This is a genomic window from Hyphomicrobium sp. (assembly GCF_035548195.1).
Classification (GTDB): domain Bacteria; phylum Pseudomonadota; class Alphaproteobacteria; order Rhizobiales; family Hyphomicrobiaceae; genus Hyphomicrobium_B.
Map to the genome: position 1 here is coordinate 170,292 of NZ_DASZTY010000013.1, position 14,016 is coordinate 184,307.

Consider the following 14,016-nt stretch of genomic DNA (forward strand, 5'->3'; position numbering starts at 1 on the left):
CCGCATCATTTTTAAAGGCACTTAGCCCTGCTTCAACGGAAGCGCAACAAACCGACCGCCGTCTGCGGTTTTCAGATGCAGTAGTATAGCAGTCTTGCCTTCGTTCTGAGCTTCGTGGATGGCGTCCTGAACATCTTCAGGTTGTGAGACGGCCTTGCCGCCTACGGCCGTTATGACGTCGCCCTGCTGCACACCCTTCTCGGAAGCGATGCCCGTCGGATTGACGCCGAGAACGACGACGCCTTTACCGTGCGCTCCCGCAACGTCATCCGAAGGCGCGAGCGACATTCCAAATGTCGGCTTAACGGACGCGTTGCCGTCATCAGCGGATGCCGTATCCGAAGGATAAGTCCGTGCGATAAGGTCGACCGTCCGCTTCTGGCCGTCACGGAAAACCGTCAGATGAATGGTCTTTCCGGGCGCAATCGCACCGACTTTACGTGCCAGATCACGAGAGTCCTTTACCGTTTGGCCGTCGAGTTCGGCGATCACGTCACCGCTCTTGAGGCCGGCCTTTGCCGCCGGGCTACCGGGTTGCGGCTCGTCGACCAACGCTCCCTTTGCCTCCTTCATGCCTATGCTCGCGGCGATGTCGTCGGTGACGGGCTGAATGGTGACTCCGATCCAGCCGCGTGTCACTTTGCCGTTCGTCTTCAACGCGTCGATGACGGATTTGGCAGTGGTCGACGGAATGTCGAACGCGATACCGACCGACCCACCCGAGGGTGTGTAGATCGCAGTGTTGATACCGACGACTTCACCCTTCAGGTTGAAGCTCGGGCCGCCGGAGTTGCCGGAATTAACGGGCGCGTCGATCTGCAGATAGTCGTCGTAGGGTCCGCTGCCGATATCGCGGCCTTGCGCCGATACGATACCGGCTGTAACGGTGCCGCCAAGACCGAACGGATTGCCCATGGCGATCACCCAGTCGCCGACACGTGGCGTGGATGCCGAGAAGTTAACGTGCGGAAATTCCTTCGATGCGCTGACCTTCAGAAGCGCGAGATCCGTTTTCGGGTCCGTCCCAATGACTTTGGCTTTGTATGTCTCGCCGGTCGTCGTCTTGACTTCGACCTTCTTGGCATCCTTCACAACGTGATTGTTGGTGACGAGATAGCCGTCCGCCGTAATGAAGAAGCCCGAACCCTGCGCGCGTACGATGTGCGGTGCCTGTTGCATGTTCGGAAAATTGAATTGCTGCTTGCTGCCCGGTCCGAAGAAGAACTGGAAGGGATTGTTTTGCGAACCGCTGCTATCGTCGTCATTGCCCTGGTTGCCGTTCCACGAAGTCAGCGGAATTTTTTCTTCCGAGCGCACATAGACCGACACGACGGCCGGTTTCACCCGCTCAACGAGGTCGGCAAAGCTCGGCATGGAGTTGGCTGCCGGGCTTGCAGCCTCGGCCGCCGCAGCAGAACTGCTGTATGAAAGAGAATGCGTCAGCGCGCTTGTCTGCGGCGAAACCGATGCGGCTACCAAAAATGCGATCGCAGCACTCCCGGCAGTCACGGCGCCTGCGACTTTCGCTATGTATCTATAGCCGTTGTGAGATGAGGTCTTGCCGGTCGCCTCGACCTCTTTACCTTGTTCGTTTTGTGGATCCATGATCGCCTGTTCCTTTAGAGTTCGCGAGCGAGGCACCTGCCTCAATTCCCCCCAAAGACATAGCGATCCTGCAGCACGCTACATTTCCTGGATGTTTCCGCGGATTTAAAAATAGGAAACCTTTGATGGTCTTCCCCTGCACGATCGGATCTCGCAAATGACCGAAACTTTGATTGGCGATGTTTCCGACACGGCCTATTGGATGGCACACTATCGAGATGTCGAGACGAAGCGATCAGATGCGCTTTTTCACGATCCGCTCGCCAGCAGGCTGGCGGGAGAGCGGGGCGGGAAAATCGCGAAGGCGATGCCCCAATCATATTTGACCGGGTGGGCCATCGTCATGCGCACCTGCATCATCGACGACTTCATTCGTTTGGCGATCGACGAAGGTGCCGACACTATCCTCAATCTTGGCGCCGGGCTCGATACGCGACCCCACCGTATGACATTGCCGGCTTCGCTCACGTGGATCGAGGCCGATTATCCGCATGTGATCGACTACAAGGAACAACGTCTTGCGGGGGAGATACCGGCATGCCGCTTGACGCGGGTCAGATGCGATCTCTCAGACGGAAGCGCGCGCAGGCGGCTGCTTACCGACGCCGACAGTCAGGCGAAGAAATTACTGATCCTTACCGAAGGCGTTGTGCCCTATTTGACGCTCGATGACGTTGCCGCGCTCGCCGGCGATCTGAGAAAGCTGCGCCATGCGAAGTATTGGCTAGTCGATTATTTTTCGCCGACGCTGCTCAAATATCGGAGACGCCAGATCGGCGACCGGATGCGGAATGCGCCGTTCCGCTTTGCGCCGGCTGACTGGTTTGGTTTCTTCGCGGACCATGGCTGGCAATTGAGGGAAGTCCGATATCTGCTCGACGAAGCAGATCTCCGGAAACGGCAGCCGAAACTTCCAGTCCTTCCGGCCCTCGTCACGACCGTGCGCCGGCTCTTCATGTCGAAAAGACAGCGCGATATATCCAGGAAATTTGCAGGCTTCAGTCTGCTCGAACCCGACGCGGCGGTGCAACAGTAAGGATATATCGCACGCAGACTAAGGCTTGCTCGCCGCGGGCAAATCGGATTGCAGCCGACCGTCGCTGCATTCATCGTCCGCAAGTTCCTTTAGGCCCGCAGCGTCCGTGATCCGTAACCCGTGCTCGGCGGCCGGTTCGATCAGCCGGCGTTTCTCAAGCTCGACGAGTTGCGCGCCTAATACATCGACACTTACGCCCAAGTAATCCGCGACGACGGCACATTCCAGCGTATCGTCGATCAAGCTCGGATCGCGGCCTTCCTGCGCGTTCTGTTGCGACACGGCTTGCAGGAATGCGGCGAGCCGCCCGAGCGGATTGAACCGGCCGCGCGTCACCATGTAATCGCGCCGGTAAGTAAACTCTCGCTGCACTGCGCGGTCAAACCGATCACGCGTGCGCTCATCCTGGGTGGCGAGTTGCGTCATGGCGTCGAGCGGATAACAACGAACCGTCGTATCGATCACCGCACGCGCGCCAACGGCATGACGCTCAAGAAACCCCATGCCCACGAGATCACCCGCCAGGGCAAATTCGATAACTTCGGCCGAACCGTCGGGCCTCGTCTCGGAAATGCAAAGAGCGCCGGTTTCGATTTTATAGAGGTGCGTTTTGAGATCTCCTGCTTCGAACAGGATGTCCTCCCGCGCGAGAGTGCGCACCGGATTGTCGCCAGCGAAATCGGAAGGGCCGCCCGAAGGCGCGGAAGAGCCGACGTCCTCAAGTACGAAACTCACAATACGCACTCCGAAATCCCGGCATTGGAGCCAGGCACGCCGATCGCGAGATGATCTAAAATGTCTTTAAGGGCTCGACCAACTCGTGCTCAGACCGACGGTGAAATAATCCTAATAAATTATAACTGTGCTGAGCATTTTGGCGCAATTTCCTCGCGTTGTCCATCTACCGCAAGGTGTCCCTCTATCGGCAGTACGCATACGCCTCGGTTAGGTTCCTGTGGCGGAGGCCCTCCGTCCGGGCATACAGCCTTGGTCAAGCCCGCACGGGGCCTTGGGACCGACTTCGAATTGCAATGTCGTGTGGCGAATTTCGAACTCATCGTGCAGCATTTTCGCAGCCTCCGAGATGAACGCGTCGCCCGGATGCCCGCCGGGCATCACGAGATGACACGTTAGCGCCGTGTCGGTCGTACTCATCGGCCAGATATGAAGATCGTGAACGCTTTCAACGCCCGGCAATTCACTCAAGCGTCTTTGGACGCGCTCCGTGCTGATGCCTAAAGGCACCCCCTGCAAAGCAAGGCGAATCGTATCGCGTAACAACCCCCAGGTCCCCCAGACGATAATCGCGGCAATGGCCAAGCTAACGAGGGGGTCGAGCCAGTTCCAACCCGTCATCAAGATTGCAAAACCGACAATAACGACTCCGAGCGAAATCGCAGCATCGGCCACCATATGGAGATAAGCGCCGCGGATATTCACGTCGCCGTGCCTGCCGGAGGCAAATAGCCAAGCGGTAAAGCCGTTGATCAGAATTCCGATACCGGCGACGACGATCACAGTCCCGCCCGCAACAGGCGGAGTGCTTCCTAGGCGCTGAATGGCCTCTAAGGCGATGGCGCCCACCGCGACGAGCAACAGCACCGCGTTTGCCAGCGCCGCCAGTATCGTCGAGGAACCGAAGCCATACGTGTATTGCAGCGTGGGGCGACGCTTCAGAAGAACACTTGCGCCCCATGCGAGCAGCAAACCCAAAACGTCGCTGAGGTTATGTCCAGCGTCCGCAATAAGAGCCATCGAATTTACGAAGAAACCCACGATTGCTTCGATGACGATGAAGGCGACGTTCAGACCTGTCCCGAGCGCAAACGCGAATCCGAAATCCTTTGGCGCATGACTATGATTGTGCGAGCCGTGGCTGTGAGCATGGCTGTGGGAATGACCGTGACCATGCTCCGAAGCACCTGCGCCAGATCCCGAGTGATGATTGTTCATCGAGCTATCGTTGCTCATAATCGCGATTAAACTCGTTTGCCCGCCACATATATGGGCGGTTCGTCGACTAGGACTATTTAAGCCGATTGCGGCCCGCAAAAAAGGAGCTGATTTCGATACGTCGCCCGCGCATTGTCGCGAAACTTCGTTAGCGCTTATCGAGACCGCTAATTCGTTCGAGCAGCCGAGGCCGACGAGCCGACGGCGGTTTGACTGCAAGCGCATCTTTTCCGACTTCGGCGGCGGGCAAGGGCGGCGGGCGCGCGCCATCAGATGAAGGCGTCGATTTTGGATCGGCCGGACTTCCGTTGCTCCCCTTAAGGGCTCTCAGATAGGCCGATGGACGCGCGTCATTCGAAGATCGGGGCATAGCGGCGCCATTCTCTCCGACGGCTTCATGATCCGCAGATCGTACCGGATGCGGTGCTAAGATACGTTCCGCCAAGGGCTTTCTGGGCGCGGAGTCGTCCTTCACCCGCGATTCGGCGCCTGATTGTCCTCCCATCTGCCGCAGTTCGTCATGGAAATGCGCCGCTTGCCGGGAAAGCCTTTCCTGGCTCGCAGCGATTTCCGCGCGAAGCGCCGCGATAATACGGCGCTGTTCCTCGACCTCGACCTGTACTGCGCTAAGATCTGCCTTGTGGACAATACCAGGGGCTTCGGGGGCCTTTTCCTCGTACGTCTTTAATGCGGCCTTGAGTTTTGCGAGCTCGGTTGACTTTGCATCGTTCGAGGCTTGCAGCTCCGCCAGCCGATCTTCCAGCGCCATGCGTTCCGCCTCGTCGCCCCCACCGCTGGCCTTCGCGGCCGCAATCTCTGCCTCAGCCTTCGCGAGGGTCAGCGTTAAGCGCTTGATTTCTGCGTCGCGCGGATCGTCTTCGGTGCTTAGGCTTGCCTTGCTCTTGCCGCCCTGCAAGCGAGCGATAAGGTCCGCCTGGTCACGGTTCTGCGTGCGCAGAGCCTCAAGCTCTGTCCTCAGCGCCACGCTGCTGTCGGCACGATCGTCGGAACGCGCGCTGCGGTTACGCCACGCGCGGGTCTCAAGAGCCGTCCGAAGTTTTGCGAGTTCCTTGTCCCGCTGCGCATTGATCTGACCAGCTTCTTCGAGCGCGGCTGCCTGCTTTGCGCTCGTCGCGAGCAGACTTCGGATTTCCCGGTCGCGCGCGGCCAATAATTTCCTCGTTTCCGCAAGCCGCTGCTCGACCTTCGGCAGACGGTCGAGAATGGCTTGCTCCAGAACGCGGCGTGCATTCTCGTGCTCATCGACGGTCATCTTGTGATCGGCGAGCGCTTGCGTCAGCTCTTGGATCTTGGCATCGCGACGGTTGATCTCAACGCTCTGCCGCGCCGCAGAAAGTCCGGCTTCTTCGACCTTCTTCTCAAGCCTGTGGACCTCCATCGCGAAGTCGGCGCGCATTCGGTCCTTGTCGGCGCGGATTTCTTCTTCCGTCAGAGGCAAGGTTCGCTTCAACACTTCCGTCGTGAAACGTTCGATCCGGCGTCGATAGGCCGGCAACAGGACGACGACGAGCAAGGCCGCGATCAGGAAGCCCAACGTCACGAGCATCGCGGCATAAAGGGTGATCAAGCGAGAGATCCTGAGCTGCTCGGCGGCGCGGCCCCCACCGCGCACTGAATTCCGACCGGTCGCGAGAAATCCCGATATTTGGATTCCTGCAATGCAGAACCTACTCTGACCGCTTCAGCTGTCAAAACGGGTTCCACGTCGGATTCCGAGTATACTTCAAATAGCCGACATTGGCACCGAGCCGCAGGCCGACGCCGGCGCGAATCGGCGCTAGTGTGACATGTCCTGCTTTCTGAAGTTGCACGCTCACACCACCGACGAGGTAGGCTGCGCCCTGGACTCCGCCAAAACGCTCGTAAATCTCCGATGGATCGCGCAAGTTGTAGACAAGAGTCATAACTTTCGAACCATCGGCACCGAAGTCGTATCCGACCGACGGGCCCTGCCAATAGACTTTGAAATTACCGGCATCTTTCGTGTAGAGAGTGCCCTCTCCGTAGGCGAGCCCCGCAACGAACGCGCCTCCGGCATCGGAGCCTAGAATATAGCCATTAGGACGGCCGGCTTTCTGGAAGGCCCACTCGACCGCTGACGCCAATCCGCCGCTGACCTTGCCGAAGAAACGATTTCCGGCGCGGATGATCTCGTCTTCAGAATATGTTCCGTGCGGCGGGCCGTCGCGGTAGGGGGGCGGCGGCGCCGGTTCATAACGCTCGTCCCGGCTCGCGCTGTTTTGCGGTGCGTGATAGGGCTCGCCATAGCCGGTCGAGTTACCGTAATCTCTTCCAGGGTTATTATAATCCCGTGGCGGACCGTTATAGGCGCCATAGCTGCCGCCATTCGGAGCCGGTTGATAGCTGTTTCCGTATCCGCTGCTTGGCGGCTGGTATGCATCCCCGTTGCCAGATGACTGAGGCGGCTGATAAGCGTCGGATGGCGATCCCGGGCGATAGGTATCGACACCGCTTTGGCCGGTGTAGGTGTCGGACGGCGGACGATAAGCGTCGTCAACTGCCCCGGCATTTAAGCCTGCCAATAAAATGCAAGCAATAAACGGGAATGCGACAACCGCCGCGATCCTGCGGTTCGGCTTTTTTCGGTACAGAAATTTCGTATTAGAGACGCGCCTCATCTGTGACCCCACGTTTCGTCGAACGCGCGCTTGAACGCCCTCGGAATGTCTGAATAACCGCGCTCGTACCCCCAGCACGGTCCTTAGTGCAGATTCGCGGGATTCTGGTGCCAAAGTATGGCCAATTCGCGTTGCTTATGCTCGCGGCTCCGCCGTCGCATCGTCGGCCTCTCGCCAGAGGGGACGACGTCCCCACGCCACGAAATGCGGATTGCGGAATCCCCGTTGATAATGTCCGTAAGTCAGGGGCTCGCCCGCCAATGTCGTCACGGACCCGCCCGCAGCTTCAAGGATTGCTTGGCCCGCTGCCGTATCCCACTCGTAGGTTTCCCCGAATCGGGCGTAGATATCGCCCTCACCTGCCGCAATCAGACAGAATTTCATCGCCGAGCCGACCGGTCGTGCCGTCGCGACATTCAGCTTGGCGAGCAGCCCGGCACTGGCGCTGCCGGTCGACTGGCTGTTGAATGCCACGAGCGCATTGGGATCGGGAGCGCGCGTAGCGATCCGCTTGAACGCGATCGCCGAAAGCGTTTCAGACGCGGCTAACGGAAGGCGCGCCTCGTAAGCCCCTCCATCCGATCTCGTGACAAACAGGCGTTCCGATGGCGGCAGGTAGATCAATCCGAAGCGTGCACAGCCGTCTTCGACCAATCCGATGTTGATCGAGAATTCCGGCTTGCCGCGAACGAAAAGGCGCGTGCCGTCGAGAGCGTCCAGGAGAAAGAAGCGATACGCGTATTCGCACACCCGCCCCGCGGAAATTTCTTCTTCCGCCACCACCGGCACGTCCGGCGCAATTTCACCGAGCGCTTTCAGCAGAAGACGTTCGGCTTCCCTGTCTGCTACGGTGACCGGCGACTTGTCGGCCTTCTTCTCAACCTCGACCCCTTTATAAAAGTGCGCCATCTCGAGGCGTCCGGCCGCGCGGACCGCAGGCAAGAGTGCGGCGATCAGAACGTCATGATCATTGATATCGATCGGCGACATGGCTCGCGCGTGCACTCCAATGCGAATCGGCGTGCTGGCAAAGCCGATCCCGCTTCCAGCACCAACACCCGCCGCAGCTCCGACCGTGGCGCGTAAGACTCACGTGTTCAATGAAAATCGAGCCCCGAAGACCCCACGGGCCGCGGGACTTGGCAATTGCAATCCGGCGCATGTATCAGAGCAGAGGACATTTTCGCAAGCAGCCCGTCCCGCTCGCGTCGCGCTGTCGCGCCTGAGCCGTCACCGCCCTTACGATCCCGGGCTTTGCAAAAAAGGAACGTAATGAGCCAGCGCGTCCCGCCAACAGACTTAGAACTCGCAGCACTGATCTCGAGCCGTATTTGTCACGATATCATCAATCCCGTTGGCGCTATCTTCAACGGCTTGGAAATTCTCGATGAGGACGACGACGCGCAAGCCAAGAGCTACGCGTTGAACGTTATCCGCAACGTTACGGAGCAGGCCTCGGCTCGACTTGAATTCGCGCGTTTCGCATTCGGCGCTGCAGGGTCGGCAGGCGCGATGATCGATCTTTCGACTGCCGAGAAAATTTCCCACGGCTTCGTCAAGATCACGCAAGGCAAGCATAAGCTCGTTTGGCGCGGCGCACCGGGATTCGTCGCTAAGGACAAGGTCAAGCTTTTGCTCAATCTGATCGCGTCGGCGGTAACGGCGCTCCCTCGCGGGGGCGAGATTGACGTCGCCATTGGCGGTTCGTTTGAACAACCGAGCTATCTCATTCGCTGCAAAGGCACGGCCGCGCGGCCGCCGCAATACCTGACGGATTTCGTCGCCGGCAATCCGCTCCCCCTCGATGCAATGTCGATTCAGGCGTACTACACGTGGCGTATCGCTCCGACGGCTGGCATGAAGCTCGAAATTCTAAAGGACGGCGCCGATATCCTGTTGGTTGCCAAGCCGGCCAGTTGAAGAAGCATTCGCATTCGCCGCCGCCCGTAATCCAAGCCATCGAAAAATCGCCGCAGAGCTTAACGGCGCTTTAAAGATTAGCCCGCATTGTCTCGACGTTCGCGCGACCATGTAAGTGTCCCGAAGAGCACGACGCACGCGAGACCTGAAACATGCTGCATTGCTTCATTGTCGACGATTCCGATGTCATCAGGAAGTTCACGCGGCTAATTTTTGAGAGCCTCGGCTTCCGCGTCAGCGAAGCGGATAGCCCGATCGCGGCGCTTGAACGGCTGAGAACCGAAACTCCTGATTATATTCTCGTCGACTGGCGCATGCCGGGCGCAAATAGCATCGAGTTCATTGCGAAGATACGCGCGTTGCCGCTGACCCGCCGGCCGCACATCATCTACGTCGTGACTGAGAACGAGCCTCACGAAATCAAGCGCGCGATGGCCAACGGCGCTGACGGCTTTCTGCTGAAGCCGTTTAATCGCGAGATTATCGAAATGAAGCTCACCGAGATCCGTGTTACGGCTTAACGCGCAGGCCGCGAAGCCGCTCGGTCAGAAACAACCGCAACCAGGCAAGCGGCTCCGACTGAAGTCCTCTGCTCTTTATTGCGCCGGTTCATCCTGCGGCGGTTCCGGGGTTGGATAGCCTGCGCCGCCGGCGGCAGGCGTGGCGGCTTCAGGAGCTGCTCTCTTTTCGGTGTGGTGATGCTTGGTTGACGTTTTCGCGGGCTCGCGCAGCGATCCAGTCTCGACCGGCTTTGCTGCCGCGGTCTCCGGCGATGAAGCTTCGCCGCCAGAAGGTTGCGACGACGCGCTTTCCGAGGTGTGCGTCGTTTCAGATTGTGGAGCTGCCGCAATCGACTCACTCGGCTTCTTCGGATCCGGGATCCTCAACACTGCAGTTTTACGTTTGACGTGGGCCGGTGCCGAAGTCTTCGCGACTTCTTTCTTTTTTGCTGCCTTGTGCTCTGCTGCAGCGGATGAAGATTTCTTCTCGGATGCGTTATCGGAGGCGGCGGTTTGATCGGATTTCGGCAGCGACGAACCACCCCAGCAAACGGTTGCTTCCGCGGTACAGGTATGCTCGTCGAAGACGATAAAGTTTAGAAACAATTCGCACGAGACGCTTTTCTTGCCCGTGTGGAAATCCTTGATGCCCATTTCGGACATCTTCGTCCCGATCAGCTTATCCAGAAGAGATTTCGCGTCACGCGTAGGTCCGTCCTTGCCGTAGTCGTTGACAGTGAAGCCGTATTTCTTGCATTCGGCGAGCGCCGGTAGAGAGACGGCCGAAACGAACGCAGCGGTCGCTGCAACGGCTGCAACCAAGTTGACCGTAAGGCGCATACTAAATCCCCCGTGATACCACACGCTTTCTGCCAACGTTTATATTGGCCGCAGAGTGGCAGGACGAGGGCGACTTAGAGACAGGCGAAGGTTGTCGACAGCTTTGTGGCGCTTTGCCCACAGGCTTACGCCGCGCAATCTTATAGTGACGGCGTAATGCTCAATGCATGTACGGCGCGTTGCCGCCGTGCTGCCCAATGGCGGAGTCGAAGAAGAAGCCGTGGTCGAACGGACCCGCTTCCGTCTGCCGCTCCAACGTCGGATCGCGGAATTCCGCGCCGCCCCCGTAAACGGTGCGAGAGCCGCCATAGGTATTGATCGTATCGCCATAGTTATACGAGTAGCCACCACGGCGGATCGCGTAGCCCTGCTGATCTTGATTGGCTGCACGCTTTGGCGCGGCCTCAGCGATGACGCTGGCAACGCTCAACAGCAATCCGCTGAACAGCACGGCTGAAACGAGCTTACTCATCATTGGGTGGCCTCTCTCCGCCGGCCCGATTGCGGTGCACGACGCGTTTGCACAATAGCGGAATTGTCGTTGAACTCCTTCAAGAAATGGTTTCGGTCGCCAATTCTCACAAGGCTGTATCTTCCGAACCACGCCCATTTGGCAAACATTCCCTTAAGGCGGCCACATCGCGCGATTTGTCACATGCCGTGTGGTATGATTCCCACTGTTGGGGACTATTCAGACGGCGGCGGGCAATCGCAAACGTTATAAAGCCCGTACGCCACACCTCGTGGAGACGTCAAAATGGATATCGCTACCCTTTTAATTCAGCTGATTAGCGGCGCGATCGGCGGCAATGTTGCCGGCAATATCTTCAAGAATCTGAACCTTGGAACTCTCGGCAATTCAATCGCCGGTATCGTCGGCGGCGGGATTGGAGGCCAGATCCTTGAGCAGGTATTCCATACCGCAGTCGCAGGCGGGTCGCTGGATCCGATGTATATCTTAACTCAGGTCTTAGGCGGTGGCGTCGGCGGCGGCGTGCTGATGGCGATCGTCGGAGCCATTCGCACGGCCATGGCCAAATCGACCTGATAACTGCCGAATTTTTTGAAGCCCGCCGGAAAATTCCGGCGGGCTTTTGCATTTGCATGGCATCGCGTCCGCCCCGTCTCGAAATGAGCCGGAGATTCTGCGGGGCTCGCTTCCCGCAACACAAAGCGGCGCACCGCAGAATGCTGCGCCTGAAAACTTAAGACGACATCACAGCCCGCACCGTGACGACCACGAGCCGCTCGCGAAAAGCTGTCAGTCGGCCTTTTGCAGGTCGACGGCCTTCGGTCCCTTGCCGCGCTTATCCGGCTCTGTCTCGAATGATATCCGCATACCTTCGTTCAGCTCACCGATACCCGAACGTTCGACGGCGGTGACATGAACGAACACATCATTGCCCCCGGTGTCCGGCTTGATGAAGCCGTAGCCCTTCTGAGAATTGTAAAACTTGACGGTACCTGTTTGGCGCATGCATCGTCTCCTGGCGCAGCCCGGTCCTCGATGATGCCGTTGTGAGACGGCCTTCAATCAAGCTCCGTGACGGGTGTCGGAGTGCACGAACCCAAGCGCGTCCTGCCGGACCGCACCAACGCGCCGACTTTCAGAACGCGACGGGAGCCGTTCATGCCGCTGCCCGCCATAGCGTGCGGCAATTTATCCAGCAAATGCGTACACTGCGCAAGGTGAAATGCTGCGCAGCAACGAACATTGCGACTATTGAACACCGTCTCTCAGATCGAAAAAGCTTCCGTCCCCCTCGCGCATCCCCTCTTCGAGAACCGGCAAGACGATCTCCAGCTCGTTTCGCAGAACATAGGGCGGATTAAGGATCAGGACGCCAGCGGCGGTCAGGCCGAGACCGGGAAACGGTGCACACGTCCCCAAGCGAACGTCCAGGAATTTATTATCCGAGACCGCCGCTGTTTCCGCGATGAAGGTTTCGGCCGCCTTCCCATCCTTCAGCGGGTACCAGATCACATAGATCCCCGCCGAAAATCGCTCCATCGCCTCTCTGACGCCAATGGCAAGATCAGCAAACTCGCTTTTTTCCTCAAAAGGCGGATCGATCAGGATCACCCCGCGCCGCTCTTTCGGCGGCAAAAGCGATTTCACGGCGTGGCGCGCGTCGATGTTGAGAATGGTCGTGTTTTTCGAGCGGGCGAACACTTGCTTCAACTGCGCGAACGTCTCCCGGTCGAGCTCATTGGCGACGAGAACATCGTCGGTGCGCATGATCATGCGCGCAATCAGAGAGCTACCCGGGTAAACTCTTAGCACGTTCGGTGCGTTCACCGCGCCGACCGCATCAAGATACGGCGCCAGAAGCTCCGACACTGGCGAGGGAAGATCCCGCCCGAAAATGCTACCGATCCCATCGCGCCATTCGCCAGTCCTTTGGGCTTCCTGTCCGGAAAGATCATAACGGCCGGCGCCCGCGTGTGTATCGATGACTCGAAACGGCTGCGGCTTTCTTTTCATGTACGTTATGACACGGGCGAGGATGACGTGTTTTACGACGTCGGCGAAATTCCCGGCGTGGTAGGCGTGGCGATAATTCATTGTGCGGGCGTAATCCGGGACGGCGTTGGAACGCAAGCTCGGCGGTAGTTCCTATGCCTTCTGTTCCCAGCGCCCGCTTTGCGATTGCTGCCAATAGGTAACGGTACAGCCTGCCGCTTTTGCAGCCTTCCATTGGGACCGCGCCGACGCGAGCGCTTCGGCATCGTGCCCGTCGAACACGTAGACAAACCGTTCGGCCCCGGCAAATTCCTGCGCTTCGGCGCCATCCACCAGAAACCGCACACCAGCGCCGTTGGGCGTTTCCGGTCCAAGCGTCAGGTAAATAGGCTGATCGCCCGAATGGCCGATGCGCGCGGTTCCGTGAGGAAGAAAACTATCATCGGCGTACGTCCAGAGTGCGAGATCGATCGCATCAAGACGGTCCTCGCTTCCCGCCTGCACGACGGCGCGCCATCCGCGTGAAAGCGTTTTTTCAAGCAAATTCGGAAGAACGCGCTCCAGCGTTTGGTTTTCGAGATGATAGAAATAGACGTCCATCGGCGGCCGCTCGTCAGAAGCTCGGATCGTAGATTTCGGTCTTACAGTTCGTTCGGATGTCCGCCGGTCTTGAACTCTGCCTTCCCTCGCCTATCTAACTCCGTCCGGAGCGGCGCTGGTTCTTGTAGCTGACGCCCGTGTGGGCGGTGAGCATGGCGGCCTTCACCTTTTTGCCGCCGTTGCTCCCGCCCGCTGCGTTCTTGTCGTTATCTTCTCTTCTTCAGGTATTTCGCGGGCACTTCGCCAGCATCAACGAGAGCGGTGATGCAGAAGTGCGAAAGGCCCTTTCGGTTGCTCTCGAAGCAGCGCCTGAGTTCCGTGCTGTCCGGCTGATACTGGGAACAGAAATTTTGGTAGTCGCCCGCACAAGCCTTTCTTACTTTCGCGGAGTACGCGCTCGCAGACGTCGCGACGAGCCCGGCGCTCAGAAACAACGTA

15 protein-coding genes are annotated in these 14,016 nt (G+C 58.6%); 4 read left to right on the forward strand and 11 right to left on the reverse strand.

Going from position 1 to position 14,016, the window contains the following annotated elements:
- Window positions 1-21: 21 nt before the first annotated feature.
- Window positions 22-1,605, reverse strand: a complete 1,584-nt coding sequence (locus VHB22_RS03845; RefSeq protein ID WP_325455633.1) for a Do family serine endopeptidase — start codon at window positions 1,603-1,605, stop codon at window positions 22-24.
- Window positions 1,606-1,762: 157 nt separating this feature from the next.
- Here VHB22_RS03845 and VHB22_RS03850 point away from each other — a divergent pair, with 157 nt between their 5' ends.
- Window positions 1,763-2,641, forward strand: a complete 879-nt coding sequence (locus VHB22_RS03850) for an SAM-dependent methyltransferase (protein ID WP_325455634.1) — start codon at window positions 1,763-1,765, stop codon at window positions 2,639-2,641.
- An 18-nt stretch (window positions 2,642-2,659) separates the two neighbouring features.
- On the opposite strand, the gene VHB22_RS03855 is transcribed toward VHB22_RS03850, so the two are convergent.
- The 5 genes from VHB22_RS03855 to VHB22_RS03875 all read right to left on the reverse strand — a co-directional run bounded on the left by VHB22_RS03855 (window position 2,660) and on the right by VHB22_RS03875 (window position 8,244).
- Window positions 2,660-3,376, reverse strand: coding sequence for a Crp/Fnr family transcriptional regulator (locus tag VHB22_RS03855; protein ID WP_325455635.1), 717 nt, complete (start codon window positions 3,374-3,376; stop codon window positions 2,660-2,662).
- Window positions 3,377-3,586: 210 nt separating this feature from the next.
- A complete protein-coding gene (locus VHB22_RS03860; RefSeq protein ID WP_325455636.1) occupies window positions 3,587-4,594 on the reverse strand; it encodes a cation diffusion facilitator family transporter in 1,008 nt (335 codons plus the stop codon).
- Window positions 4,595-4,742: 148 nt separating this feature from the next.
- The gene (locus VHB22_RS03865) at window positions 4,743-6,182 is read right to left on the reverse strand and encodes a hypothetical protein (RefSeq protein ID WP_325455637.1); all 1,440 of its coding nucleotides are present in this window, start codon (window positions 6,180-6,182) and stop codon (window positions 4,743-4,745) included.
- A gap of 121 nt (window positions 6,183-6,303) precedes the next feature.
- A complete protein-coding gene (locus tag VHB22_RS03870; protein ID WP_325455638.1) occupies window positions 6,304-7,254 on the reverse strand; it encodes an EipA family protein in 951 nt (316 codons plus the stop codon).
- 135 nt (window positions 7,255-7,389) lie between these two features.
- The gene (locus VHB22_RS03875) at window positions 7,390-8,244 is read right to left on the reverse strand and encodes a 3'(2'),5'-bisphosphate nucleotidase CysQ family protein (protein WP_325455639.1); all 855 of its coding nucleotides are present in this window, start codon (window positions 8,242-8,244) and stop codon (window positions 7,390-7,392) included.
- A gap of 282 nt (window positions 8,245-8,526) precedes the next feature.
- On the opposite strand from VHB22_RS03875, the gene VHB22_RS03880 reads away from it, so the two are divergent.
- On the forward strand, window positions 8,527-9,174 hold the full coding sequence (locus VHB22_RS03880) for a histidine phosphotransferase family protein (protein WP_325455640.1): 648 nt from the start codon (window positions 8,527-8,529) through the stop codon (window positions 9,172-9,174).
- A gap of 152 nt (window positions 9,175-9,326) precedes the next feature.
- Window positions 9,327-9,695, forward strand: a complete 369-nt coding sequence (locus tag VHB22_RS03885; RefSeq protein ID WP_325455641.1) for a response regulator — start codon at window positions 9,327-9,329, stop codon at window positions 9,693-9,695.
- Window positions 9,696-9,770: 75 nt separating this feature from the next.
- On the opposite strand, the gene VHB22_RS03890 is transcribed toward VHB22_RS03885, so the two are convergent.
- Together VHB22_RS03890 and VHB22_RS03895 are read right to left on the reverse strand one after the other, a co-directional pair.
- Window positions 9,771-10,514: a hypothetical protein gene (locus VHB22_RS03890; RefSeq protein WP_325455642.1), complete on the reverse strand. Its 744-nt coding sequence runs from the start codon at window positions 10,512-10,514 to the stop codon at window positions 9,771-9,773.
- Between the two features lie 160 nt (window positions 10,515-10,674).
- Window positions 10,675-10,989, reverse strand: coding sequence for a hypothetical protein (locus VHB22_RS03895; protein ID WP_325455643.1), 315 nt, complete (start codon window positions 10,987-10,989; stop codon window positions 10,675-10,677).
- Window positions 10,990-11,271: 282 nt separating this feature from the next.
- Here VHB22_RS03895 and VHB22_RS03900 point away from each other — a divergent pair, with 282 nt between their 5' ends.
- Window positions 11,272-11,562: a hypothetical protein gene (locus VHB22_RS03900; protein WP_325455644.1), complete on the forward strand. Its 291-nt coding sequence runs from the start codon at window positions 11,272-11,274 to the stop codon at window positions 11,560-11,562.
- Window positions 11,563-11,775: 213 nt separating this feature from the next.
- Here VHB22_RS03900 and VHB22_RS03905 read toward each other — a convergent pair whose 3' ends face one another.
- The 3 genes from VHB22_RS03905 to VHB22_RS03915 form a co-directional block, all read right to left on the reverse strand.
- Window positions 11,776-11,991, reverse strand: coding sequence for a cold-shock protein (locus tag VHB22_RS03905; RefSeq protein ID WP_325455645.1), 216 nt, complete (start codon window positions 11,989-11,991; stop codon window positions 11,776-11,778).
- Window positions 11,992-12,234: 243 nt separating this feature from the next.
- Window positions 12,235-13,080 (reverse strand): 23S rRNA (adenine(2030)-N(6))-methyltransferase RlmJ, encoded by an 846-nt coding sequence (locus tag VHB22_RS03910; protein ID WP_325455646.1) that lies wholly within the window; start codon window positions 13,078-13,080, stop codon window positions 12,235-12,237.
- Window positions 13,081-13,131: 51 nt separating this feature from the next.
- Window positions 13,132-13,578, reverse strand: a complete 447-nt coding sequence (locus tag VHB22_RS03915; RefSeq protein WP_325455647.1) for a DNA polymerase III subunit chi — start codon at window positions 13,576-13,578, stop codon at window positions 13,132-13,134.
- Between the last annotated feature and the right edge of the window lie 438 nt (window positions 13,579-14,016).